The sequence below is a fragment of the Pseudomonas sp. PICF6 genome, assembly GCF_009831705.1.
Classification (GTDB): Bacteria; Pseudomonadota; Gammaproteobacteria; order Pseudomonadales; family Pseudomonadaceae; genus Aquipseudomonas; species Aquipseudomonas rhizophila.
In genome coordinates this window covers 74,302-98,192 of record NZ_WUUD01000001.1, presented here as the reverse complement: position 1 = coordinate 98,192, position 23,891 = coordinate 74,302, and the positions used below count along the sequence as shown (strand labels likewise).

Sequence of the window (23,891 nt, the reverse complement as noted above, 5' to 3'; positions counted from 1 at the left end):
GGACTACCACTCAACGTCGCCAAACGAATGGGTGGCAGCTGTGCTCGGGTTGGCGAACCGGGAATGAAAGCGAACCGGCAGACTTAGAAAGTCTCCCGCACACAGCTGCCATAAAGCAGTCTGCAACTGCAAAAAAGCCCCGCAGTGTAGCAGGAGCTTCTGCTCTTCATTCAATCGAGTCGCCAAACCCGAATCGCCATCTGGGCGACAGAGAGACAATAAGCCGCCCATCCAGATGCCGCAATGCGCTGGTTTCCGAGGTTTGTGTAGGAATTTGCGTCGCTACGCGCGCCCCCGGTTGGAACCCTCATAAGCTATAGCGGAGAGATGTGCGAGAAAGGGACAGAAAAGGGAGTAAAAACTGAGACATAAAAACTGGGATAGACCACGATTTGGGGAAAAGGGGACAGACTTTTTCTAGCCGTCAGTTGCTCCAAGCGAATCCATTCGATGAAAACTCTCAGCGCAGCGCAGCGAAGCAAAAACAAATCTGTCCCCTGTCTCCTTTTGGGTCAGATTAACGCAGCAATTAGGGGGACGAGTGAAGCGCTTAGGGGATGATCGGAGTATCTATCCGCTCACCAGTTTCCATATCATCAATCCTAAAGTCCCACCAGTCTTCACTTGGCACAGCCTTAAGACCGTACTCCCGCCCGGCCTTCAGATTAACGTCCCGAAAAATCGATCTAGTCGCGCGCGTTCCCGTCCACTTCTTTACTTCCAGGCGATGGTTTCCTGGGGACAAGCGATATTCGGTCCGCTGCGTATACAAAGCATATAGGGTATCTGCTCCATCTACGCTGGCAATAGTGAGCGTCTTCTCTATCGCCCGAATACCTGCTGTATGGGAGTTTGGCAACCCCTCCGCCGCTTTCTCAGTGTAAGACTTACAACCAGCCGCCATAGCTATAACCATAGCGAAACCGAGGATCTTGAACCCGCGCTTGAACTGCATAAACCGACCCGTACTCCATTCGTGGATTGCGCTATTCAACCCCACCCACCACAAAATTGCCAGCATGGCGCCATCACCACGGAGCCAGTGATCAGTCGGCTCACCGACGCGCGAATTACTTCAACGCCGCTACCACGGCATCGAAGAACACCATCGGGTCGATCGGCTCTTTGTCAACCGGCTTGGGCTGGGCACCGAAGGTGACAATCACCACGTTATTGGCAGGGTTGACGTAGATGTTCTGGCCCTGGATACCGACCGCCGAATAGGCGCCGTCTTTCACAGATGGCTCGGTCCACGCCGTCCACCACATGTAACCGTAATCCAGGGACTTGCCGCCTTTGAGGCTGGTCGGCAGCGTCGCCTCCTTGACCCAGCCTTCGGGCAGAATCGACGTGCCATTGATCTTGCCGCCGTTCATGAAAAACAGCCCGAAGCGTCCATAATCGCGCAGCGTGGCGCTGATACCGCTGCCACCGATTTCCACGCCGTCAGGCGAATCGAGCCACCACCGGGCATCACTCTCCATACCGAACGGCTGCCAGATCTTCTGCGATAGATAATCGGCCAGCGGCATCTTCACAGCGCCACGGACGATCTCGCCGAGTACCTGCGTTTCGCCAGTGCTGTAAGTGTTGGCCGTGCCGGGCTCGGCCGCTCGCGGCAAACTTGCCATCAAGGCCATGGCCGAACGCGGTTTCTGCGATATCTGCGTTTTGAGTAGCGCGCGACGATCGGACGCCGGATCGGTGTAGGTCTCGTTCCACTTCACGCCCGAAGACATCATCAGCACGTTGCGCACGGTCACACCTTCATAGGCGCTGCCCTTGAGCTCGGGAACGTAATCCACCACTTGCGCATCAAGACCCTTGATAAGGCCGTCTTTGATCGCTGCAGCCGCCAGCGTGGAGGTGATGGACTTGGCTATCGACATCGACATCCATCGGGTTTTCTCGGTGTTGCCACGCTGGTAGGTCTCGAACACGATCTTGCCGTCCTTGAGCACGAGCATCGCCGTAATGCTGTCCAGTGCGACGAAGTCATACAGGTCGTACTTTTTGTCCCCGACAGTGAAGCGAACGTTGGGCAACTGTTTGTCTGATTTCGGCAGCGCATACGGGTGATCGCCGGCTTTAATCCTGTGGGTGGGGAACAGCCGGTCGATGTTGCGGTAGGTACTGACCGCCAGATCGGGGAGCATTGCGCCGTCATAGATCTGCTCCACGGTGCCAATCGGTTCCTGGGCGTGGGGATAATCCTCAGCCCATGCGCCCGAGGTGATACCCGCAGCGAGCAGACCGAGCGAGAGAAGCAGCGAGCGACCAGGCGAAGCCGCACGAAAAATAGCGGATGAGTGCATAACCTATCCTTTTTTTTGCTTTGCTATTCACGCACGTTAAGGCACGCGCCCGCTTGAACCATAGCCTACTCATTGGAATCGCGCCCGAGCTGAAGGACGATGCTGTTTGCGTCTCGTCAGGGATAAAGAATTGCGTGCAACTCAACGTCAACTACAGACAGACACGAGTTCCGGCATAGGGACTAAAAGAGGACAGATTTACTTTCTAGCCGGCTGCCAGTTGATCCAAGCGAATCCATTCGATGAAAACTCTCAGCGCAGCGAAGTAAAAATAAATCAGTCCTCTTTTCTGTTTTTCTGGGCCTGGCATGGAGATTCTGGGCAGTGGTCACTCCAGAATAAAAAGACCAGAATAAAGACCTATTCAGGAGTCATATCCATGCAAAATATTCTTGCCGATGTGGCCGTCAGCGTATCTGAACTCATGAAGAACCCATCTTCCGCCTTGAGCAGCACCAATGGCTTACCTGTGGCCGTGCTGAACCACAACCGCGTTGTGGGCTACATGGTCCCGGCGAATGTCTATGAGGCGATGGTCGAGCGCCTGGACGAACTGGAACTCGTACACCTGGTCAAGGCACGTCTCGACGCCAACGAAACACCTGTTCGAGTATCTCTCGACGATCTGATTGGCGAGGCCGAAGCAGATATCGCCAATGGCCGTTGAGTAGCGAAAAAGCCCGCGTATCGGCTATCAGTGGCTTCCACTATAACAAGCCTCCCCAAACCCCAGACGCAAAAAAGGGCCAACCTCTCGGTTGACCCTTCTAGACCGCCCAGCAGAGCGGATTTTGTTTGGTAGGCGCGATTGGACTCGAACCAACGACCCCCACCATGTCAAGGTGGTGCTCTAACCAACTGAGCTACGTGCCTGCTGTGAGGCGGCATTCTACGGAATTCCGAAGGGGTGTCAATACCTTTTTTTCACCTAACCCTATGAATATGCAAAATATTTAATTTCGCCCAAGCGCCGAAGATTTGGCGGTGGCTGGCGGCTGATTTTTATCTCGGGTAGGATCGGCGCATTCGTAAAAAATATAAAACAGAGGTTGCAGAATGGCGAACACACCGTATCCAGAATCTTATTACGCCGCGTCGGCCAATCCGGTTCCAGCTCGCCCTGCCCTGCAGGATGATGTCGAAACGGATGTTTGCGTGATCGGCGCTGGTTACACCGGCCTGTCCTCTGCGCTGTTTCTGCTGGAGAACGGTTTCAAGGTCACGGTCCTTGAGGCGGCAAAGGTTGGCTTTGGCGCTTCAGGTCGTAATGGCGGGCAGATCGTTAACAGTTACAGCCGCGACATCGACGTGATCGAGCGCAGTGTCGGGCCTCAGCAGGCGCAGTTGCTGGGCAATATGGCGTTCGAGGGCGGTCGGATCATTCGCGAGCGGGTGGCGAAGTATCAGATTCAGTGTGATTTGAAGGATGGCGGAGTATTCGCTGCCCTTACCGCCAAGCAAATGGGCCATCTGGAGTCGCAGAAGCGTTTGTGGGAGCGTTTCGGGCATACCCAGCTTGAGTTGCTCGATCAGCGGCGTATTCGCGAGGTGGTGGCCTGCGAGGAGTATGTGGGCGGGATGCTGGACATGAGCGGTGGGCATATTCATCCGCTGAACCTGGCCCTCGGTGAGGCGGCGGCGGTGGAGTCTCTTGGCGGGGTGATTTATGAGCAGTCGCCGGCGGTGCGCATCGAGCGTGGCGCCAGCCCGGTTGTGCATACACCGCAGGGCAAGGTCAGGGCCAAGTTCATCATCGTGGCGGGCAATGCTTACTTGGGCAATTTGGTGCCGGAGCTGGCAGCCAAGTCCATGCCTTGCGGTACACAGGTGATTGCTACCGAAGCGTTGGGCGATGAGCTGGCTCGCAGCCTGTTGCCCCAGGATTATTGTGTTGAAGACTGCAATTACTTGCTCGATTACTACCGACTCACGGGCGACAAGCGTCTGATTTTCGGCGGCGGCGTGGTGTATGGCGCGAGGGATCCGGCGAATATTGAAGCGATCATTCGTCCGAAGATGCTCAAGGCATTCCCGCAGCTCAAGGACGTGAAGATCGACTACGCCTGGACCGGAAACTTCCTGCTGACGCTATCGCGCCTTCCGCAGGTCGGGCGCCTGGGGGACAACATTTATTATTCCCAGGGCTGCAGCGGCCATGGCGTGACGTATACGCACCTGGCGGGCAAGGTCCTGGCCGAGGCGCTGCGTGGTCAGGCTGAGCGTTTCGATGCGTTTGCGGACCTGCCCCACTACCCCTTCCCCGGCGGTCAGTTGTTGCGTACGCCGTTTGCGGCGATGGGGGCTTGGTATTACGGGCTGCGGGATAGGCTTGGGTTCTGAGACTCGTCGGACGACTTCATAGAAAAGGGCTGCTGCGCAGCCCAGCGGGAGCAAGCTCCCTCGCCACAGGCGTGTTCCAACCTTTCAGTGTCATTATCCCGAAAACAAAAAACCCCGGTCTTTCGACCAGGGTCTTTGCTATCGACTAGAAGTAGCTTTTCAGCTTTCTTCTTAGCTTCAAGGCGTTCAGTGGGCCTCGAAGCAGATATGGCGCAGCGGACGGGACTCGAACCCGCGACCCCCGGCGTGACAGGCCGGTATTCTAACCGACTGAACTACCGCTGCGCGTCGGTGGAGGCTTTTGACAGCTTCCGTCTTGCTTTCGCAAAACTCTCGTAAAACATGGTGGGTGATGACGGGATCGAACCGCCGACATTCTGCTTGTAAGGCAGACGCTCTCCCAGCTGAGCTAATCACCCTTTGCTTCGTTGAGGCCGCGAAATTTACGCAGGTACCGAAGCTAAGTCAATAGCAGGGTTGAAGTTTTTTCAAAACAGTTCAAGCGGCACGCACAACCGCTCTCACTCATAAATCATTTTCTTGGTCATGCCGCCGTCCACCACGAACTCCTGGCCCGTGACAAAACCGGCATTGCGCGACAACAGCCACGCCACCATCGCCGCTACATCCTCCACCGTGCCTACCCTGCCTGCCGGATGCTGAGCATGATCGGCATCGCTGAGCGGCTGCGCGCGACGCTGGGACGGGTCCCGTGCGTCGATCCAGCCGGGGCTGACAGCATTGACCCGGATCTCCGGCCCAAGGCTGATCGCCAAGGCATGGGTCAGGGCGAGCAAGCCGCCCTTGCTCGCCGCATAGGCTTCGGTGTCGGGTTCTGATTGTGCGGCACGGGTCGAGGCCAGGTTGACGATGGCGCCATTGTGGGCACGCAGGTAAGGCGCACAATGCTTGGCCAGCAGCATGGGACCACCCAGGTTCACCGCCAGGACCCGATTCCAGTAGGCCAGATCCAGGCTTTCCAGGGTGATGTTGTGGGGATCGGCGATGGCCGCGTTGCACACCAGCGCGTCAAGCCGCCCAAACTGGCCCAACACCTCGGCGATTCCCGTGGCGACTTGCGTCTCATCCGCCACATCCATGGTGATGAACCAGGCGTTCTCCCCCAGCGTCTTGGCGACCTTGGAGCCGCGCTCACGATCCAGGTCAGTCAGCACCACCTGCCAGCCCTCACAGATCAGCCAGGTAGCAATCCCCAGGCCGATACCCCGCGCGGCGCCTGTCACCAGAGCTACCCGGCCATGAGTGCCGCCGTGCGGCGTTGCCAGCTCGATCACAAGGCGGCCAACCCACGGGCCAGATCGGCTTGCAGGTCAGCCACGTCCTCCAGACCCACCGCGACGCGGATCAGGCTGTCGCGGATGCCCGCTGCTTCACGCTCCTGGGGCGTCAGGCGACCGTGGGAGGTGGTGCTTGGGTGAGTGATGGTGGTTTTGCTGTCACCCAGGTTGGCGGTGATGGAAATCAACCGGGTGGCGTCGATGAAGCGCCAGGCGCCCTCCTTGCCCCCTTTGACCTCGAAGCTCACCACCGCACCGAAACCGCGCTGCTGACGCGCGGCCAGGTCATGTTGCGGATGGCTCTTGAGGCCGGCGTAGTGCACTTTCTCGATGCCATCCTGCTGCTCCAGCCACTCAGCCAGCAGTTGGGCGTTGGCGCAATGGGCTTTCATACGCAGGCCCAGGGTTTCCAGGCCTTTGAGGAAGATCCAGGCGTTGAACGGACTCAAGGTCGGCCCGGCGGTGCGCAGGAAGCCCACCACTTCTTTCATCTGCTCGCCACGACCGGCCACCACGCCGCCCATGCAACGACCCTGGCCGTCGATGAACTTGGTCGCCGAATGCACCACCACGTCGGCACCCAGCTTCAGTGGCTGTTGCAACGCCGGCGTGCAGAAGCAGTTATCGACCACCAGCATGGCGCCCTTGGCGTGGGCGATTTCCGCCAACGCGGCGATGTCCACCAGCTCGGCCAGGGGGTTGGACGGCGATTCGACAAACAGCATCTTGGTATTGGGCTTGATTGCCGCATCCCAACCGGACAAGTCCGCCAGGGGCACGTAATCGACTTCCACGCCGAAACGCTTGAAGTACTTTTCGAACAGGCTGATGGTCGAGCCGAAGACACTGCGCGACACCAGCACGTGGTCGCCAGCGCTGCAAAAGCTCATGACCACGGCCATGATCGCCGCCATGCCGGTGGCGGTGGCCACAGCCTGCTCGGCACCTTCCAGAGCAGCGAGGCGCTCTTCGAAAGCCCGCACGGTGGGGTTGGTGTAGCGCGAGTAGACGTTGCCCGGCACCTCGCCGGCAAACCGTGCCGCCGCATCGGCAGCGGTACGGAACACGTAGCTGGACGTGAAGAACATCGGATCGCCATGCTCGGCTTCCGGCGTGCGGTGCTGACCGGCGCGGACCGCCAGGGTATCGAACGCTACACCCTCAAGGTCGCTGTCCAGCCGACCGGCATCCCAATCCTGACTCATGCTGTCGCTCCTGTAGTCATTAAACGCAAACCGGCCCCTCAGGGCCGGCTTGTCACTCAGTTGTTGTACAGATCGATGATCGCGCTGACCGCCTGGGTCTTGGCCTTGGACGCATCGTTACGAGCGTTCTCGATCTTGTTCAGGTAGGCCTCATCGACGTCACCGGTGACGTACTTGCCGTCAAACACTGCGCAGTCGAACTGCTCGATCTTGATCTTGCCACCACCCACCGCTTCTATCAGGTCCGGCAGGTCCTGATAGATCAGCCAGTCGGCGCCGATCAGGTCGGCCACTTCCTGGGTAGTGCGATTGTGGGCGATCAGCTCGTGGGCGCTCGGCATGTCGATGCCGTAGACGTTCGGATAACGCACGGCCGGCGCCGCCGAGCAGAAGTATACGTTCTTGGCACCGGCTTCACGGGCCATCTGGATGATCTGCTTGCACGTGGTTCCGCGCACGATGGAGTCATCCACCAGCATCACGTTCTTGCCGCGAAATTCCAGTTCGATGGCGTTGAGCTTCTGGCGTACCGATTTTTTCCGCGCGGCCTGGCCGGGCATGATGAAGGTACGGCCGATGTAACGGTTCTTCACGAAGCCTTCGCGGAACTTGACGCCCAGGTGGTTCGCCAGCTCCAGGGCCGCGGTGCGGCTGGTGTCCGGGATCGGGATGACCACGTCGATGTCGTGGTCCGGCCGCTCGCGCAAGATCTTGTCGGCCAGTTTCTCGCCCATGCGCAGGCGGGCCTTATAGACCGAGATGCCGTCGATGATCGAGTCCGGGCGCGCCAGGTAGACGTGCTCGAAGATGCACGGAGTCAGGCTCGGGTTGGTCGCGCACTGACGGGTGAACAACTTGCCGTCTTCGGTGATGTAGACCGCTTCGCCCGGGGCCAGGTCGCGAATCAGGGTGAAGCCCAGAACGTCCAGGGACACGCTTTCCGAGGCAATCATGTACTCGACGCCTTCGTCGGTGTGACGCTGGCCGAACACGATCGGGCGGATGCCATGGGGGTCGCGGAAACCGACGATGCCGTAACCGGTGATCATCGCCACGACCGAGTAGCCGCCGACGCAGCGGTTATGCACGTCGGTCACAGCGGCGAACACATCTTCTTCGGTAGGCTGCAGCTTGCCGCGCTGGGCCAGTTCATGGGCGAAGACGTTGAGCATCACTTCCGAGTCGGAGTTGGTATTGACGTGGCGCAGGTCCGATTCGTAGATCTCCTTGGCCAACTGCTCGACGTTGGTCAGGTTGCCGTTGTGCGCCAACGTGATGCCGTACGGCGAGTTGACGTAGAACGGCTGGGCTTCGGCCGAAGTCGAGCTGCCCGCTGTTGGATAGCGCACATGGCCAATGCCCATGTGACCAACCAGGCGCTGCATGTGACGCTGATGGAACACGTCACGCACCAGCCCGTTGTCCTTGCGCAGGAATAACCGGCCGTCATGGCTGGTCACGATACCGGCAGCGTCCTGGCCGCGGTGCTGGAGCACGGTTAGCGCGTCATACAGCGCCTGATTGACGTTCGACTTACCGACGATACCGACGATGCCACACATGCGACACAACCCCTACTTAATGGATCTGAACTGAACAACACTCACTGCGGCGTTTTGGCCATCGGCAAGAGTTGTTCCTTGAACGGTATTTCAGCGGGTACGCTGATACCGCTGGCAAGCCACTGACTGCTCCAACCCAGGATCAGGTTCTTGGACCAGTCTGCGACCAATAGAAATTGTGGCACGAGCCGGGACTCCTGCCACCACGTATCCTGCTGTACCGGCCCCAGGCTCAATAGCCCGACAGCCACGACCACCAGCAACGCGCCACGCGCCGCGCCGAAGGCCATGCCCAGGAACCGGTCCGTCCCGGAAAGCCCGGTGACGCGAATCAGTTCGCCGATCAGGTAGTTGATCATTGCGCCGACCAGCAAGGTGGCGATAAACAAGATGGCACAGCCCGCGATCACGCGGGCCGACGGAGTTTCAATGTATCCGGCGAGGTACTGGGACAACGAACCACCAAACATCCAGGCTACGACCCCCGCGATGATCCAGGTCAGCAGCGAGAGGGCTTCCTTGACGAAGCCGCGGCTCAGACTGATCAATGCGGAGATGGCGACGATTGCAACGATCGCCCAGTCAACCCAGGTAAATGGCACGGTGCAGCCTACAGACGGATAAGGCGGCGCATTTTAGCAGAGGCCAGAGCTGTCGGTAAGCTGCGATTGTCAGTGTGATTCAAATCAGGCAAACCGCCGTCAACCGCGCTCAGGCTGAAAACGCACCACAAAACCCTTGAGGTTCTGCTGGCGGCTGAGCAGGTCCCGCAGCCGATCGGCCTCGGCACGCTCGATCAGCGGCCCCACAAATACGCGATTCTTGCCATCGGCGGTGCGGATATAGGCGTTGTAGCCCTGGCTGCGCAGGGTTTTCTGCAGTTTTTCGGCACTCTCACGATTGCTCAGGCTGGCCAACTGAACGGACCAACTGACCGACAGACCGTTGGCGTCCACGCGGCTTTGCGTGGTATCCGGCTTGGCCGGGGCTGGGGTAATCGGTTGGGTCGGGGCCGGCTTGGCCACCGGTGCTGCCGGGGCTGGAGCGACTGCCGGCTTGCTCGGAGCCGGCGCTGCCGTGGCGGGCGCCGCCGGCGCAGGCTCGATCGGCAGGGAAGGCGCAGGTTGCTCGGCCAGCTCCTCGTCGCTCGGAACGGGTTCCTGGGGTAGCGCTTCAGGTTCAGGCACCAGCACCGGCTCGACCTGCACGGGCGCGACAGACGGCGCCTGGGGGGCAGCCGGAGCGTCGACCGTAACCTGGCGCTGCTCATCCTGACGAGAAAACAGCATCGGCAGGAAAATCACCGCCAAGGCCACCAATACCAGGGCCCCGACCATGCGCTGCTTGTACGCTTTATCCAGCAATGCCATCTGCAGCTTCCTCCGTGGAGCGCCGGGCCAGCCATTGAAGGGCCTCGGCAACACAAAAAAATGATCCGAACAGCAGGATCTCATCGTCGACCGTCGCCAGGGCGCACTGCCCTTCCAGCGCCGCGGCCACGCTGTCATAAGTCTCTACGCAAGCGCCGCGACGCTGCAAGGCTTCCCGTAGTTCGGCAGCCGGGCGCGAGCGCGGAGAATCCAGCGGTGCTACCGCCCAATGCTGGACACTAGCACCCAACGCATCGACAACGCCATCCAGATCCTTGTCGCCAAGCAGCCCAAATACCGCCAGGCGGCGCCCGGCTACCGGCCGCCGCGCCAGGCGCTCGGCCAGATACTGCGCCGCATGAGGGTTGTGGCCGACATCAAGCAGCAGATTCAGGCGCTTGCCGTGCCAATCGAACTGGCGACGATCGAGACGACCGACGACGCGAGTCGCTTGCAACGCGTCGATAATTTGCCCGGCATGCCATGGCAGGTCCAGCAACAGGTAGGCCTGGAGCGCCAGCGCGGCGTTCTCCATCGGCAGCTCCAGCAGCGGCAAATCGCGCAACTCCACCGGATTGCCCCGGGCGTCACTGCCCCGCCATTGCCAATGCTGCTCAGTCATTGCCAGGTCGAAATCCCGCCCGCGCAGAAAGAACGGGCAGCCCAACTCGCGGACCTTGTCCAGCAACGGTTGAGGGGGATTGAGGTCACCACAGAGCGCAGGCGCGCCCGGGCGGAAGATGCCGGCTTTCTCGAAGGCGACGGACTCACGGGTGTCACCCAGATAATCGGTATGGTCCACACCGATGCTGGTGACCAGCGCAACGTCCGCATCCACCAGATTGACAGCATCGAGCCGGCCACCCAGGCCGACTTCAAGCACCACGGCATCAAGACCGGCACCCGCGAACAGCCAGAACGCCGCCAGGGTGCCCATCTCGAAATAGGTAAGGGAAATCTCGCCCCGCCCGGCTTCCACCGCAGCAAAGGCTTCGCACAACTCGGCGTCAGAGGCTTCGACGCCGTTGATCTGCACCCGCTCGTTGTAGCGCAACAGGTGCGGCGAACTGTAGACACCAACGCTCAACCCCTGGGCCCGCAACAGCGAGGCCACGAAGGCGCAGGTCGAACCCTTGCCATTGGTGCCGGTAACGGTGATGACCCGGGGCGCCGGCTTGGCCAGTCCCATGCGGGACATTACCGCTTGCGAGCGCTCCAGCCCCATGTCGATGGCTGACGGATGCAACTGCTCAAGGTAGGCAAGCCAATCGCCCAGGGTACGTTGGGTCATATGTTCGCTGGCACCGGCGGAACCACGATAGGCTCGATGGGGGCGGCGACGAATTTCGGGGTCGGCAGGCCCATCAGTTGCGCCAGCAGATTGCCCAGACGCGGACGCAACTCCTGGCGGTGGATGATCATGTCGATGGCGCCGTGCTCCAGCAGGAACTCACTGCGCTGGAAGCCTTCCGGCAATTTTTCGCGCACGGTCTGCTCGATAACGCGCGGGCCGGCAAAACCGATCAGCGCCTTCGGCTCGCCAACGATCACATCGCCCAGCATCGCCAGGCTGGCGGAAACGCCGCCGTAGACCGGGTCGGTCAACACCGAGATGAACGGAATGCCTTCTTCACGCAGACGCGCCAGCACCGCGGAGGTCTTGGCCATTTGCATCAGGGAGATCAGCGCTTCCTGCATACGCGCACCACCGGAAGCGGCAAAGCAGATCATCGGGCAACGGTTTTCCAGGGCATGGTTGGCGGCACGCACGAAGCGCTCGCCGACGATGGCCCCCATGGAGCCCCCCATGAAGGAGAACTCGAAGGCCGAAACCACCACCGGCATGCCCAGCAGGGTGCCGCTCATGGACACCAGGGCGTCTTTTTCGCCGGTCTGCTTCTGGGCCGCGGTCAGGCGATCCTTGTACTTCTTGCCGTCGCGGAATTTCAGGCGGTCCACCGGCTCCAGGTCGGCACCCAGCTCAACACGGCCTTCGGCATCCAGGAAGATGTCGATACGGGCACGCGCACCGATGCGCATGTGATGGTTGCACTTGGGGCAAACGTCCAGGGTCTTTTCCAGCTCGGGGCGGTACAGCACCGCTTCGCAGGATGGACATTTGTGCCACAGACCTTCAGGCACCGAGCTTTTTTTCACCTCGGAACGCATGATCGAAGGGATCAGTTTGTCTACCAACCAGTTGCTCATGCTTTCTTTCTCCAGTACCGGTGACCCGAACGCTCTGGTTCGCGGCCCCGCGTATGCCCTTGAGCTAAATTCATTGTGCGGCGAGGGTCGAGGGACCACCACGATCAGCGCGAAGCATGACCTGCGGCAGCCCAACCTCCTCAGCCATCCCGGCAACCGCGGCACCGCGGCTACCACTACGCTATCGGCCCACCCGGAGGCGGCGCCTGCCTGCTTTGTACAGTGCTGGTATGGACGGCGGCAGTCTGCCAGCCGTCACATTGACTACTGGCTGCTGCGTACAGCGGCCATGAACGCACGAATCCTGGCCGGATCCTTGATGCCCTTGCTTTGCTCTACCCCACCGCTGACATCGACCGCGTAAGGGCGAACCTGACGGATGGCTTCGGCCACGTTTTGCGCCGTCAACCCACCGGCGAGGATAATCGGTTTGCTCAGGCCCTGGGGCACCAGCGACCAGTCGAATGCTTCACCGGTCCCACCGGGAACGCCTTCCACATAGGTGTCCAGCAGTATGCCACTGGCACCGGCAAAGGCATCGCAACTGGCCGCGATGTCATCACCGGCCTTGACCCGCAACGCCTTGATGTACGGACGATGCCAGCCCTCGCAATCGGCGGGCGTCTCGTCCCCGTGAAACTGCAACAGGGCCAACGGCACCGCGTCGAGTATCTCGCCCAGCTCACAACGACTGGCGTTGACGAACAGGCCGACGGGGGTCACGAACGGAGGCAAGGCCCGGATGATCGCCCTCGCCTGCTGCACCGTCACCGCGCGCGGGCTCTTGGCATAAAACACCAGCCCGATGGCATCGGCACCAGCCTCCACCGCCGCCAGCGCGTCCTCGACGCGGGTGATCCCGCAAATCTTGCTGCGAACGGCCGGCATGTCGTCAAAACCTCAGGCAAATCCGTGAAAGTCCCGGATGGTAGCAAATGCTGCGCAGGGCGTCAGCCGTCGAGTTCCGAGAAGCCCGTGAGGAAATGTGGCCCGATGTAACGCTGCGGCAGCTCGAATTCATCGTGGTATTCGACCTGCACCAGGTACAGGCCAAACGGGTGCGCCGTCACGCCGCCGGAACGCCGGATGCGGCTTTCGAGCACTTCCTTGATCCACTCCACCGGCCGCTCACCGGCACCGATGGTCATCAGCACGCCCGCGATGTTGCGCACCATGTGATGCAGGAAGGCGCTGGCGCGGATATCGAGCACGATCATTTTGCCGTGGCGGGTCACCCGCAGGTGATGCAGCTCTTTGATCGGTGACTTGGCCTGGCACTGGCCGGCGCGAAAGGCGCTGAAATCATGAACACCGACCAGGTACTGCGCGGCTTCAGCCATGCGCTCGACGTCCAGCGGACGGTGGTTCCAGGTGATTTCTTCGTTCAGATGCGCGGGGCGGATCTGGTCGTTGTAGATCACGTAGCGATAACGCCGGGCGATGGCCTTGAAGCGTGCATGGAAATGCGCCGGCATTGCCTTGGCCCAGCTGACACTGACGTCGTGAGGCAAGTTGATGTTGGCCCCCATGACCCAGGCCTTCATCGAACGCTCGACCTGGGTGTCGAAATGCACCACCTGGCCGCAGGCGTGCACGCCGGCATCGGTACGGCCGGCACAATGCAGCGACACGGGCGAATCAGCGACTTTGGACAGTGCGTTTTCGAGGGTTTCCTGCACCGTCGCCACACCGGAGGCCTGGCGCTGCCAGCCGCGATAGCGCGAGCCCTTATATTCAACGCCCAGGGCGATCCGGAAAAAGCCGTCGGCCGCCATTTCGGCGGCCGGGTTGTCTATGTTTGCCAAGGAATTACAGCCTGCTGAAGTACGCAAAGGCGGGCATTATAAGGCCGGCGGGATGGGATGCCAGTCCAACCGGTGGTCATGTGTTGAATGTACTGGCGCCATCGCGAGCAGGCTCGCTCCCACAAGGGATTTGTGCTGGGCGCAGGATTTGTGAATACCCGAGAACCTCTGTGGGAGCGAGCCTGCTCGCGATGAGGCCCGCCAGCCACCCTAAACTCCAGCCCAAACAAAAACGGCAGCCTCACCGGCTGCCGCTTTTGTTTACCCGATCACCTCAGGCCAGGCGCGACAACATTTCCTGCGCCTCGCTCTTCTGCGTGGCATCGCCTTCGCTGAGGACTTCGCCGAGGATATCCCGGGCACCATCGTTGTCACCCATGTCGATGTAGGCCTGGGCCAGATCGAGCTTGGTCGCCACTTCATCGGTACCGCTGAGGAAGTCGAAATCCGGCTCATCGTCGGCACTGGCCAACGCGTCTTCAGCAGTGAAAGTCGGCTGAGCGAGGCTGTCGGACAGGCGCTCAAGCTCGGCATTGACATCGTCCAGTTCGGACTCGAAGGCGTCCTTGGGTTTGTCTTGCACGTCCATTTCATCGGCCAGGGACAGGTCGAAATCTTCCGGCAGCTCAAGGTCGTCAGACGGGGTGTCGGCCACCGCAGGGGTTTGGACGGCAGGCTCATCCAGGCCCTTGAGGTCGTCATCCAGGTCCAGCAGGAAGTCTTCGTCGGCCAGGGCCGGCGTCGGCGCCGGGGCGTCGGCACCCAGGTCAAGGTCGAACTCCGACAGGTCATCCAGGCTTTCATTGGCCTCGGTCTGCTGCTTGAGCAACGATTCGAAGTCCAGGTCATCATCGGACGGGAATGCATCCAGCTCGACGACAGGCTCTGGCTCAGGCGTTGCCGGTGCGGCTTCCAGATCCTCAAGGCTCAGGTCGAAGGCGCTGTCGAGCTCCTCATCGGTGGGCGGCGTATCTTCCAGCAAATCCTTGACGTACTGGGCGTCCAGCTCGGCAGCGACTGCCGCGGCGGCCAGACCGGCAGTGGTGGCGACCACCATGGCCGGGAAACGGCTTTTGAGCTGTTCGACCTGGGCATAGTTTTCGCCGTTGGCCACCAGTTGGCGCTCTTGGGCAACAAAGGCGTCGCGGTCGCCCTGCTGACCGTAGACTTCCATCAGTTTCAGGCGCAGGTCGCTGCGCTGAGGCTCGGCCTTGATGCCCTGCTCAAGCAGATCGGCCGCCTGATTCAAACGACCACGATCAATGTGGGACTGGGCCTGACCCAGCACATCGTCGGAACGCTCGGCAGCCGGAGCCACCAATGGCGCGGCGATCGGCGGCGTGACGATCACGGGCGCAATCACCGGGGCTGGCTTGGGCGCTGGCGCGGGAGCGGGTTTTGGTTCGAGCTTTACGCTTGGCGGTGGAACTTCAATGCCCTCGAAGCTGCTCGGGGGCAGATCGAGCTCCGGGGAGAAATCAGCCTCCTCCTCGAGGGCTCGGGCCATGCGCAAGTGCTTCTCGGCTTCCTGTTGCGCCTTGCGGCGACGGGCCAGCAACAGCAGCAACAACAGCAGGATCAACGCGCCACCGCCAACCAGACCCAACAGGATCGGATTGGTCAGCAAATCGTTGTACTTTTGTTCGCTGGACGCTGCCGGGGCTGGCTCCACGGGAGTCACGGGCGGCGTCGCTTCAGGTGCGGGCGCAGGGGCTTGCGCCGTTGGGTCCGGCGTCAATTCTGCCGACATCGCCGGGGCCGACTCATCGAGCGGCGGTACGGCGACACCATCAGCCTGCATTTTGGCCAGTTGATTGTTCTTCAGCTCGATCAGGCGCTGCAGCTTGTCCAGCTGGCTCTGCAGATCCGCCATGCGGCTTTTGAGTTCTTCATTGTCGCGGCGAGCCGAATCGAGGCTTTCCTGGGTGACCGCGAGCTGGTTGCTCAGGGCTTGGGCATCGCCGGCAGCGCCTTTGGCGCCGGCCTTCGCAGCCTCGGCGGAGACCAGACTCAGATTATCGCGACCGGCCGCCTGGGCCGGTGCAGCTTGACTGCCACCACGCTTGGTACCGTCCAACTGCTGCTGGCCGGAACGCGCAACGCCCCGCCGCCCCTGACGCCAGGCGGCATTCTGCGCAGCCACTTCAGCGATAGCCTGGGGCTGCGGCAACGCGGTGCTTTGCACCGGATCCGGCAGACGCAATACCTTGCCGGTCTTGAGCAGATTGATGTTGCCGTTGATGAATGCGTCCGGGTTCAACGCCTGGATCGCCAGCATGGTTTGCTGGATCGACCCGCCGTTGCGCACCTTGGCAGCAATTTCCCAAAGTGTATCGCGCGGCGTGGTGGTGTATTGGGAAGGCTTGGTGGCGCCCGTCACCGGCGTGGAGACGACCTGGGACGGCTTCGTCCGGGCGGCGTCAGCCGCCTGGGGGGAGAATTTGGAAGGGTCGATCAACACGCTGTAGTCGCGCAGCAGACGGCCATTGGGCCACATCACCTGCACCAGAAACTTGACCATCGGCTCCGACAGCGGCTGGCTGGAAGTCACCCGCAAGACGCTCTTGCCATTGGCATTGATTACCGGGGTGAAGGTCAGGTCATTGAGAAACGCCTGGCGGTCGATTCCGGCCTTGGCAAACTCCTCGGGCGAGGCCAGGCTCGGCACGACTTCGGCGGCGGTCAATTGCTGGACATCGAGCAGCTCGATCTCGGCGACCAGAGGCTGGTTCGGCGGCGACTTCAGGGTCAATTCCCCGAGCCCGAGTGCTTGCGCCATACCGGAGGACAGCGCCGAGGCGGCCGCTATTGCTAACACCAGTTTGCGAACTTGAACCATAGCCTCTTCCTTTGTTTGAACATTCCTCGGCCAGCGAGAAGGTGTTGATGCCGCTGCCGTAAGGCATTGCGCGCCCCCCGAAGCAACGGCGCGCGCGATCGTTTCACTTATGCTCGGGGAAAGCCCCGAGAGGGAGGTTCGCCTTCAGCACTCTGGCCAAGCATAGCGCCCAGCTAGAATCATTCGACAAATTGTTGCCAAGTATCTTTTACAGCAGGTCTTTTATCAACAACTCAGCCACTTGCACAGCATTGAGCGCCGCGCCCTTGCGTACGTTATCTGACGTCAGCCACATATTTAGTTCCGCTGGGTCATCGATCCCCCCGCGCACACGTCCAACGTAGACTACATCCTGCCCTACCGCATCGCCCACCGGAGTCGGGTAATCGCCCGCCTCCACCAGCTCGATGCCGGGTGCCGCCTCCAAGGCTGCGTTGACTTTCGCCAGGTCGACGGCGCTGGCTGCCTGCACAGTCACGCTAAAGCTATCGCCAAAAAACACCGGGGCTTGAATGCAAGTGACGGAAATCTTTAACGAAGGCTGTTCCAGCACCTGACGCAATTCACGCACCACACGCTTTTCCAGCAGCGTGTGACCCTGCTCGTCCGGGGTACCCACCTGAGCCAGCAGGTTGAACGCCATTTGCCGATCGAAAAATTTCGGCTCAAGGGGACGTGCATTGAGCAACTCGGCAGTCTGACGGGCCAGCTCACTGACGGCGGCGCGGCCCTGAGCGGACACAGCGAGACTGGCGGTCAGGCTGATGCGCTGCAACGCCAGGCATTGGCGCAGCGGCGCCAGCACCACGGCCAGCGCGGTCGCCGACGCACTGGGACTGCTGACTTGAAACGGCTTGCTCAGACTCGCCAGCAGCCCGGCGTTGGCTTCCGGCACGATCTGCGGCGCCTGCTCAGGCGGCAGAGCGCCGGACAGGTCAATCAACGCGCAACCGGCCGCCGTGGCACGCGGGGCGAAGCTCAGGGTCACCGCCGGGCCGGCGGCAAAAAACACCAGTTGGACTTTGCCGAAATCAAATTCGTCGACTTCGCGCACCCGCACATTTTTGCCGCGAAACATCACCGAGCTTCCTGCCGACTCGCTGCTGGCCAGCAGGTGCAGGTTGCCGATCGGGAAGTCACGTTCTTCGAGAATCTGGACAAGGGTTTCGCCGACAGTACCGGTGGCGCCGATCACGGCAATATCAAAGGACTGGCTCATGGGTCTACCTCAGGTAAAACGTGGGGAGCGGCACTTTACCGGGTGGGGGGTATGCAGGCAATTGGCAGGGGAGTTTGCAGTGGTTGTACTGGCCCCATCGCGAGCAAGCTCGCTCCCACAGGTGTTGTGGCCACTGAAGATCCACCGTGGGAGCAAGCCTGCTCGCGATGGCGATGTCACAGACGACACCGTTCCCATAAAAAAACCCGCACCTCTCACAAGGCACGGGCTCTTTCACAGCAGAGACCGATCAACGCTCGAGCAGAATCCGCAGCATGCGACGCAGCGGTTCGGCCGCGCCCCACAGCAACTGGTCGCCGACGGTGAAGGCACCGACGAATTGCGAGCCCATGTTCAACTTGCGCAGACGACCCACTGGTACGTTCAAGGTGCCGGTGACCTTGGTCGGGCTCAGCTCCTGCATGCTGATTTCGCGGTTGTTCGGCACCAGCTTGACCCAAGGGTTGTGCTGGCTGATCAGCCCTTCGATGTCGGCGATCGGCACGTCTTTGTTCAATTTGATGGTCAGCGCCTGGCTGTGGCAGCGCATGGCGCCGATACGCACGCAGATGCCATCCACCGGGATCGGGCTCTTGAAGCGACCGAGGATCTTGTTGGTTTCGGCCTGGGCCTTCCACTCTTCACGGCTCTGGCCGTTCGGCAGTTCCTTGTCGATCCACGGGATCAGGCTGCCGGCCAACGGCACGCCAAAGTTCTCGGTCGGGTACGCATCGCTGCGCATCGCCTCGGCGACCTTGCGATCGATGTCCAGGATGGCACTGGCCGGGTTGGCCAGGTCATCGGCGACAGCGGCGTGGGTCGCACCCATTTGCTTGATCAGTTCACGCATGTTCTGCGCGCCGGCTCCCGAGGCCGCCTGATAGGTCATGGCACTCATCCACTCCACCAGACCGGCCTCGAACAGGCCGCCCAGGCCCATCAGCATCAGGCTGACGGTGCAGTTGCCGCCAATGTAGTTCTTGGTGCCCGCGTCCAGTTGCTGGTCGATGACCTTGCGGTTCACCGGGTCGAGAATGATCACGGCGTCGTCCTGCATGCGCAGGCTGGAGGCGGCGTCGATCCAGTAACCCTGCCAGCCGGCTTCACGCAGTTTCGGGAAGACTTCGCTGGTGTAGTCGCCACCCTGACAGGTCAGGATCACGTCGAGGGTCTTGAGCTCGTCAATGCTGTAGGCATCCTTGAGCGCACCGGTGTCCTTGCCCACGGACGGGCCCTGGCCACCGACATTGGAGGTGGTGAAAAACACCGGTTCAATGAGATCGAAATCCTGCTCTTCCAGCATTCGCTGCATGAGCACGGAACCGACCATGCCGCGCCAACCGATCAGACCTACACGTTTCATCGCAACTACACCTATACAAAAGTGGGCCACCGTCGAAGCGGTGGGCCGCAAAGATTACAGATTACGCAACGCGGCGACTACTGCATCGCCCATTTGCTGCGTACCGACTTTGGTACAACCGGTCGACCAGATGTCGCCCGTGCGCAAACCTTGATCCAATACCACACTGACCGCCTTCTCGATGGCATCAGCCGCGTCATTGAGACTGAAGCTGTAGCGCAGCATCATCGACACCGACAGGATGGTTGCCAACGGGTTGGCAATGCCCTGCCCGGCAATGTCCGGCGCCGAACCGTGGCATGGCTCGTACATGCCTTTGTTGTTGGCATCCAGGGAGGCCGACGGCAGCATGCCGATGGAGCCGGTGAGCATTGAGGCTTCATCAGACAGGATGTCACCGAACATATTGTCGGTGACGATCACGTCGAACTGCTTGGGCGCGCGCACCAGTTGCATGGCAGCGTTATCGACGTACATGTGGCTCAGTTCGATGTCCGGGTAATCCTTGGCCACCTGCTCGACCACTTCGCGCCACAGTTGGCTGGAAGCCAGGACGTTGGCCTTGTCCACCGAGCACAGTTTTTTGCCGCGCACCCGCGCCATATCAAAACCGACCCGGGCGATACGGCGGATTTCGCTCTCGCTGTACGGCAAGGTGTCGTAGGCCTGACGCTCGCCATTATCCAGCTCACGGGTGCCACGCGGGGCGCCGAAGTAGATACCGCCGGTCAGTTCACGAACGATGAGGATGTCCAGGCCCGAAACGATTTCCGGCTTCAGGCTCGAAGCGTCGGCCAGTTGCGGGTAGAGGATTGCCGGACGCAGATTGCCGAACAGGCCCAGTTGCGCACGGATCTTCAGCAGGCCGCGCTCAGGACGGATGTCGCGTTCGATCTTGTCCCATTTCGGGCCGCCCACGGCGCCCAGCAGCACGGCATCGGCGGCACGCGCGCGATCCAGGGTTTCATCGGCCAGGGGGACGCCATGCTTGTCAATCGCTGCGCCGCCGATCACATCGTGGCTGAGTTCAAAGCCCAGGCCGTACTTGTCGTTCGCCAGCTCCAGGACCTTGACCGCTTCGGCCATGATTTCCGGGCCAATACCGTCGCCTGGGAGAATCAGAATCTGCTTGCTCATGTTTTCCTCGTTTGCTCTGTCGGCCCGCGCTTGGACTGGCCGGAAAAAGTGCTATCGCTCGGCCCACAGCACCAGTACGTCTGTACTGAACGAACCATCGGCCTCAATCTCAAAATATTCACGCACCTCAACACCCATCGATCGCTGCAGCTCACGGATCGCCCCACGCATCACTTCGGGGGTGCGCATGCGCTCGACCCACGACTGGTACTCCAGGCGCAGACGCTGGCGCGTGGTGCTGCGGGTATGCAACCCCGCCTCGCTGACCTGGCGCAACCACTCGCCGGCCGAATAATCGCGAACATGGCTGGTGTCACGCAGCACCTCAACGCTTTGCAGGTACGTGTCCAACAACGGCATGCCGGGTGACAGGACATCAATGAACGCCGCCACTCCACCCGGCTTGAGCACCCGGCGCACTTCCCGCAGCGCCAAGCCCAGGTCGCTCCAATGATGCGCCGAATAGCGGCTGAACACGAAGTCGAACTCAGCGTCAGCGAACGGCAGGCGTTCGGCGGCGCCGCACACCGTGGTGATGTTACTCAGGCCACGATCCGCTGCCGCCGTAGCTACAACGTCAAGCATTGGCTGGGACAGGTCGTAGGCCACCACTTCACCGGCCAGCGGCGCCACATGGAAACTCACGTGCCCAGCGCCGCAGCCCAGGTCCAGCACACGGGCCTCGCCGCGCCCGGCAAGCTCAGCCTGCAGCAGGGCGAACTCAGTGCCCTGGGCGTGCACAGCACTGCTCAGATAGGCCGAAGCCTGTTCACCGAATTGCTTTTGTACGACCTGACTGTGGGCGGTGCTAGTCATGGGGACTTCCTTTTGGCTGGGTCTGTTCTGGCGTCATCGCGAGCAGGCTCGCTCCCACAAGGGATTTTGTCAGCGCCGCAAATCCAATGTGGGAGCGAGCCTGCTCGCGATGGCATCTTCACGCCTTACACAAGATCAAGCATCCCGAAACAACCAAGGCTGGCTCGCCCGGTGCTTGGCCTCGAACGTGGCAATCGCCTCGCCGTCCTGCAAGGTCAGGCCGATGTCGTCCAGACCGTTGAGCAGGCAGTGCTTACGGAATGCATCGATCTCGAAACGCAACACCTTGCCGTCAGGACGGGTCACGGTCTGGGCCGCCAGGTCGATCTGCAGTTGATAGCCGGGGTTGGCCTCGACCTGCTGGAACAACTCATCGACTTCAGCGTCGCTCAGGATGATCGGCAACAAGCCGTTCTTGAAGCTGTTGTTGAAGAAGATGTCGGCGTAGCTCGGCGCAATGATGCTGCGAAAGCCGTACTCTTCAAGGGCCCATGGCGCGTGTTCGCGACTGGAGCCGCAGCCGAAGTTTTCGCGGGCCAGCAACACGCTGGCGCCTTGGTAACGTTCGGCGTTGAGGACGAAATCCTTGTTCAACGGGCGCTTGGAGTTGTCCTGGTACGGCTGGCCCACATCCAGGTAGCGCCACTCGTCAAACAGGTTCGGGCCGAAACCGGTGCGCTTGATCGACTTCAAAAACTGCTTGGGGATGATCTGATCGGTGTCGACGTTGGCACGATCCAGAGGCGCGACAAGACCAGTGTGCTGGGTAAAAGCTTTCATGCTGCGCTCCTTCAGATCAATTCACGGACGTCGACGAAACGGCCGTTGACGGCGGCGGCGGCGGCCATGGCCGGGCTGACCAGATGCGTACGGCCACCGGCGCCCTGACGGCCTTCGAAGTTACGGTTGGAGGTGGAGGCGCAATGCTCGCCCGACTCCAAACGGTCCGGGTTCATCGCCAGGCACATCGAGCACCCAGGCTCACGCCATTCGAAACCGGCCTCGAGGAAAATCTTGTCCAGACCTTCGGCTTCGGCCTGGGCCTTCACCAGGCCCGAGCCCGGCACCACAATGGCCTGCTTGATGGTCGAGGCGACTTTGCGGCCCTTGGCGATCACCGCCGCTGCGCGCAGGTCTTCGATCCGCGAGTTGGTGCAGGAGCCAATGAACACACGGTCCAGCTGAATGTCGGTGATCGCCTGGTTGGCGCTCAAACCCATGTATTTCAGGGCGCGGACGATGGAGTCTCGCTTGACCAGATCCATCTCCTGGGCAGGATCGGGCACGTTCTGGTCCACGGCCAGGACCATTTCCGGGGAAGTGCCCCAGCTGACTTGCGGCTTGATTTGCGTCGCGTCGAGTTCGACCACGGTGTCGAACTTCGCGTCGGCATCGGAAACCAGGTCTTTCCAGGCTTGCACCGCCATGTCCCACTCGGCGCCCTTGGGGGCGAACGGACGGCCCTTGACGTACTCCACGGTTTTTTCATCGGCGGCCACCAGCCCGACACGAGCGCCGGCTTCGATGGACATGTTGCAGATGGTCATGCGCCCTTCCACGGACAAATCGCGGATGGCGCTGCCGGCGAACTCGATGGCGTGGCCGTTACCACCGGCGGTGCCGATCTTGCCGATCACGGCCAGGACGATGTCCTTGGCAGTCACGCCAAACGGCAGCTTGCCCTCGACGCGCACCAGCATGTTTTTCATTTTCTTGGCGACCAGGCACTGGGTAGCGAGCACGTGCTCGACCTCGGAGGTGCCTATGCCGTGGGCCAAGGCGCCAAACGCACCATGGGTGGAGGTGTGGGAGTCGCCGCAGACCACGGTCATGCCGGGCAAGGTCGCGCCCTGCTCCGGGCCAATGACGTGGACGATACCCTGGCGCACGTCATTCATCTTGAATTCAACGATGCCGTATTCGTCACAGTTATCGTCAAGGGTCTGCACCTGCAAGCGCGAGACCTGATCGGCAATGGCTTCGATGCCGCCCTTGCGCTCCGGTGTGGTCGGCACGTTGTGGTCCGGGGTCGCGATATTGGCATCGATGCGCCACGGCTTGCGCCCGGCCAGACGCAGGCCTTCGAAGGCTTGCGGCGAAGTCACTTCGTGGATGATGTGACGGTCGATGTAGATCAGCGCCGAACCATCGTCGCGCTGCTTGACCAAATGCGAATCCCAGAGCTTGTCGTAGAGCGTTTTGCCGGCCATCAGACGGTTCCTCATCAGCTTGTTTCTATGCCCCGGGTCTTGAGTGAATCAATAACCCCTTGGCTTGTGAGGCTGATCTTATGAGGCTACATTAAATAACTCAAATTCATATTTTTCATGCTTTGCATAACCATTTGGAATTCGACCAGGACGACCATGGACCTCGCCAGCCTTAACGCCTTTATCGCCATCGCCGAGACCGGC

At 60.9% G+C, this 23,891-nt stretch carries 20 protein-coding genes and 3 tRNA genes; 2 read left to right on the top strand and 21 right to left on the bottom strand.

All coding sequences use genetic code 11. From position 1 onward, the window contains the following. Positions 1-550 precede the first annotated feature (550 nt). Positions 551-1,021, bottom strand: coding sequence for a hypothetical protein (locus GSM73_RS00405; RefSeq protein WP_160891283.1), 471 nt, complete (start codon positions 1,019-1,021; stop codon positions 551-553). A gap of 49 nt (positions 1,022-1,070) precedes the next feature. Then, positions 1,071-2,315 carry a serine hydrolase gene (locus GSM73_RS00400; RefSeq protein WP_160891281.1) on the bottom strand — a complete coding sequence of 415 codons (1,245 nt, stop codon included), beginning with the start codon at positions 2,313-2,315 and terminating at the stop codon, positions 1,071-1,073. Positions 2,316-2,694: 379 nt separating this feature from the next. Between GSM73_RS00400 and GSM73_RS00395 the strand changes: the two genes are divergently transcribed. After that, the gene (locus GSM73_RS00395) at positions 2,695-2,982 is read left to right on the top strand and encodes an antitoxin (protein WP_076383935.1); all 288 of its coding nucleotides are present in this window, start codon (positions 2,695-2,697) and stop codon (positions 2,980-2,982) included. Positions 2,983-3,111: 129 nt separating this feature from the next. On the opposite strand, the gene GSM73_RS00390 is transcribed toward GSM73_RS00395, so the two are convergent. Continuing rightward, positions 3,112-3,188 (bottom strand) — tRNA-Val (locus GSM73_RS00390). Positions 3,189-3,371: 183 nt separating this feature from the next. Here GSM73_RS00390 and GSM73_RS00385 point away from each other — a divergent pair. Beyond that, complete coding sequence (locus GSM73_RS00385; protein ID WP_107322245.1) at positions 3,372-4,655, top strand: FAD-binding oxidoreductase; 1,284 nt, start codon at positions 3,372-3,374, stop codon at positions 4,653-4,655. A gap of 208 nt (positions 4,656-4,863) precedes the next feature. Here GSM73_RS00385 and GSM73_RS00380 read toward each other — a convergent pair. From GSM73_RS00380 to leuC, 18 genes are all read right to left on the bottom strand, one after another. Beyond that, positions 4,864-4,940 (bottom strand) — tRNA-Asp (locus GSM73_RS00380). A gap of 58 nt (positions 4,941-4,998) precedes the next feature. After that, positions 4,999-5,074, bottom strand: a tRNA-Val gene (locus GSM73_RS00375). 102 nt (positions 5,075-5,176) lie between these two features. After that, a complete protein-coding gene (locus GSM73_RS00370) occupies positions 5,177-5,950 on the bottom strand; it encodes an SDR family oxidoreductase (protein WP_047229233.1) in 774 nt (257 codons plus the stop codon). Next, on the bottom strand, positions 5,947-7,158 hold the full coding sequence (locus GSM73_RS00365; protein WP_047229234.1) for an O-succinylhomoserine sulfhydrylase: 1,212 nt from the start codon (positions 7,156-7,158) through the stop codon (positions 5,947-5,949). The genes GSM73_RS00370 and GSM73_RS00365 overlap by 4 nt, the downstream gene beginning before the upstream one ends. Positions 7,159-7,214: 56 nt before the next feature. Next, positions 7,215-8,720, bottom strand: coding sequence for an amidophosphoribosyltransferase (gene purF / locus GSM73_RS00360; RefSeq protein WP_047229235.1), 1,506 nt, complete (start codon positions 8,718-8,720; stop codon positions 7,215-7,217). Positions 8,721-8,761: 41 nt separating this feature from the next. After that, positions 8,762-9,322: a CvpA family protein gene (locus tag GSM73_RS00355; RefSeq protein ID WP_039593931.1), complete on the bottom strand. Its 561-nt coding sequence runs from the start codon at positions 9,320-9,322 to the stop codon at positions 8,762-8,764. A 99-nt stretch (positions 9,323-9,421) separates the two neighbouring features. After that, positions 9,422-10,090, bottom strand: coding sequence for an SPOR domain-containing protein (locus GSM73_RS00350; RefSeq protein ID WP_047229236.1), 669 nt, complete (start codon positions 10,088-10,090; stop codon positions 9,422-9,424). Beyond that, the gene (folC, locus tag GSM73_RS00345; protein WP_160891279.1) at positions 10,074-11,381 is read right to left on the bottom strand and encodes a bifunctional tetrahydrofolate synthase/dihydrofolate synthase; all 1,308 of its coding nucleotides are present in this window, start codon (positions 11,379-11,381) and stop codon (positions 10,074-10,076) included. The genes GSM73_RS00350 and folC overlap by 17 nt, the downstream gene beginning before the upstream one ends. Continuing rightward, positions 11,378-12,298, bottom strand: a complete 921-nt coding sequence (gene accD / locus GSM73_RS00340; RefSeq protein ID WP_047229238.1) for an acetyl-CoA carboxylase, carboxyltransferase subunit beta — start codon at positions 12,296-12,298, stop codon at positions 11,378-11,380. The genes folC and accD overlap by 4 nt, the downstream gene beginning before the upstream one ends. A gap of 264 nt (positions 12,299-12,562) precedes the next feature. After that, positions 12,563-13,186 carry a phosphoribosylanthranilate isomerase gene (locus GSM73_RS00335; RefSeq protein ID WP_076383919.1) on the bottom strand — a complete coding sequence of 208 codons (624 nt, stop codon included), beginning with the start codon at positions 13,184-13,186 and terminating at the stop codon, positions 12,563-12,565. Between the two features lie 62 nt (positions 13,187-13,248). Then, positions 13,249-14,073: a tRNA pseudouridine(38-40) synthase TruA gene (gene truA, locus GSM73_RS00330; RefSeq protein ID WP_047229296.1), complete on the bottom strand. Its 825-nt coding sequence runs from the start codon at positions 14,071-14,073 to the stop codon at positions 13,249-13,251. A gap of 304 nt (positions 14,074-14,377) precedes the next feature. Beyond that, positions 14,378-16,942, bottom strand: a complete 2,565-nt coding sequence (locus tag GSM73_RS00325; RefSeq protein ID WP_076383918.1) for a FimV/HubP family polar landmark protein — start codon at positions 16,940-16,942, stop codon at positions 14,378-14,380. 208 nt (positions 16,943-17,150) lie between these two features. Beyond that, on the bottom strand, positions 17,151-18,161 hold the full coding sequence (locus tag GSM73_RS00320; protein WP_160891277.1) for an aspartate-semialdehyde dehydrogenase: 1,011 nt from the start codon (positions 18,159-18,161) through the stop codon (positions 17,151-17,153). Between the two features lie 250 nt (positions 18,162-18,411). After that, entirely contained in the window at positions 18,412-19,524 is a 1,113-nt protein-coding gene (asd, locus tag GSM73_RS00315; protein WP_047229242.1) for an aspartate-semialdehyde dehydrogenase, read from the bottom strand. Positions 19,525-19,578: 54 nt separating this feature from the next. Further along, entirely contained in the window at positions 19,579-20,661 is a 1,083-nt protein-coding gene (leuB, locus tag GSM73_RS00310; RefSeq protein WP_047229243.1) for a 3-isopropylmalate dehydrogenase, read from the bottom strand. A 51-nt stretch (positions 20,662-20,712) separates the two neighbouring features. Then, positions 20,713-21,477: a class I SAM-dependent methyltransferase gene (locus GSM73_RS00305; protein WP_076383916.1), complete on the bottom strand. Its 765-nt coding sequence runs from the start codon at positions 21,475-21,477 to the stop codon at positions 20,713-20,715. Between the two features lie 135 nt (positions 21,478-21,612). Then, positions 21,613-22,257, bottom strand: a complete 645-nt coding sequence (leuD, locus tag GSM73_RS00300) for a 3-isopropylmalate dehydratase small subunit (RefSeq protein WP_047229245.1) — start codon at positions 22,255-22,257, stop codon at positions 21,613-21,615. Between the two features lie 11 nt (positions 22,258-22,268). Next, positions 22,269-23,687 (bottom strand): 3-isopropylmalate dehydratase large subunit, encoded by a 1,419-nt coding sequence (gene leuC / locus GSM73_RS00295; RefSeq protein ID WP_139049559.1) that lies wholly within the window; start codon positions 23,685-23,687, stop codon positions 22,269-22,271. Positions 23,688-23,891: the final 204 nt, after the last annotated feature.

Excerpts from the sequence above, each read along its gene's own strand:
- GSM73_RS00405 (WP_160891283.1), bottom strand. The coding sequence starts at position 1,021 with ATGCTGGCAATTTTGTGGTGGGTGGGGTTGAATAGCGCAATCCACGAA.
- GSM73_RS00400 (WP_160891281.1), bottom strand. The coding sequence starts at position 2,315 with ATGCACTCATCCGCTATTTTTCGTGCGGCTTCGCCTGGTCGCTCGCTG.
- GSM73_RS00395 (WP_076383935.1), top strand. The coding sequence starts at position 2,695 with ATGCAAAATATTCTTGCCGATGTGGCCGTCAGCGTATCTGAACTCATG.
- GSM73_RS00385 (WP_107322245.1), top strand. The coding sequence starts at position 3,372 with ATGGCGAACACACCGTATCCAGAATCTTATTACGCCGCGTCGGCCAAT.
- GSM73_RS00365 (WP_047229234.1), bottom strand. The coding sequence starts at position 7,158 with ATGAGTCAGGATTGGGATGCCGGTCGGCTGGACAGCGACCTTGAGGGT.
- purF (WP_047229235.1), bottom strand. The coding sequence starts at position 8,720 with ATGTGTGGCATCGTCGGTATCGTCGGTAAGTCGAACGTCAATCAGGCG.
- GSM73_RS00350 (WP_047229236.1), bottom strand. The coding sequence starts at position 10,090 with ATGGCATTGCTGGATAAAGCGTACAAGCAGCGCATGGTCGGGGCCCTG.
- folC (WP_160891279.1), bottom strand. The coding sequence starts at position 11,381 with ATGACCCAACGTACCCTGGGCGATTGGCTTGCCTACCTTGAGCAGTTG.
- accD (WP_047229238.1), bottom strand. The coding sequence starts at position 12,298 with ATGAGCAACTGGTTGGTAGACAAACTGATCCCTTCGATCATGCGTTCC.
- GSM73_RS00335 (WP_076383919.1), bottom strand. The coding sequence starts at position 13,186 with ATGCCGGCCGTTCGCAGCAAGATTTGCGGGATCACCCGCGTCGAGGAC.
- truA (WP_047229296.1), bottom strand. The coding sequence starts at position 14,073 with ATGGCGGCCGACGGCTTTTTCCGGATCGCCCTGGGCGTTGAATATAAG.
- GSM73_RS00325 (WP_076383918.1), bottom strand. The coding sequence starts at position 16,942 with ATGGTTCAAGTTCGCAAACTGGTGTTAGCAATAGCGGCCGCCTCGGCG.
- GSM73_RS00320 (WP_160891277.1), bottom strand. The coding sequence starts at position 18,161 with ATGAGCCAGTCCTTTGATATTGCCGTGATCGGCGCCACCGGTACTGTC.
- asd (WP_047229242.1), bottom strand. The coding sequence starts at position 19,524 with ATGAAACGTGTAGGTCTGATCGGTTGGCGCGGCATGGTCGGTTCCGTG.
- leuB (WP_047229243.1), bottom strand. The coding sequence starts at position 20,661 with ATGAGCAAGCAGATTCTGATTCTCCCAGGCGACGGTATTGGCCCGGAA.
- GSM73_RS00305 (WP_076383916.1), bottom strand. The coding sequence starts at position 21,477 with ATGACTAGCACCGCCCACAGTCAGGTCGTACAAAAGCAATTCGGTGAA.
- leuD (WP_047229245.1), bottom strand. The coding sequence starts at position 22,257 with ATGAAAGCTTTTACCCAGCACACTGGTCTTGTCGCGCCTCTGGATCGT.
- leuC (WP_139049559.1), bottom strand. The coding sequence starts at position 23,687 with ATGGCCGGCAAAACGCTCTACGACAAGCTCTGGGATTCGCATTTGGTC.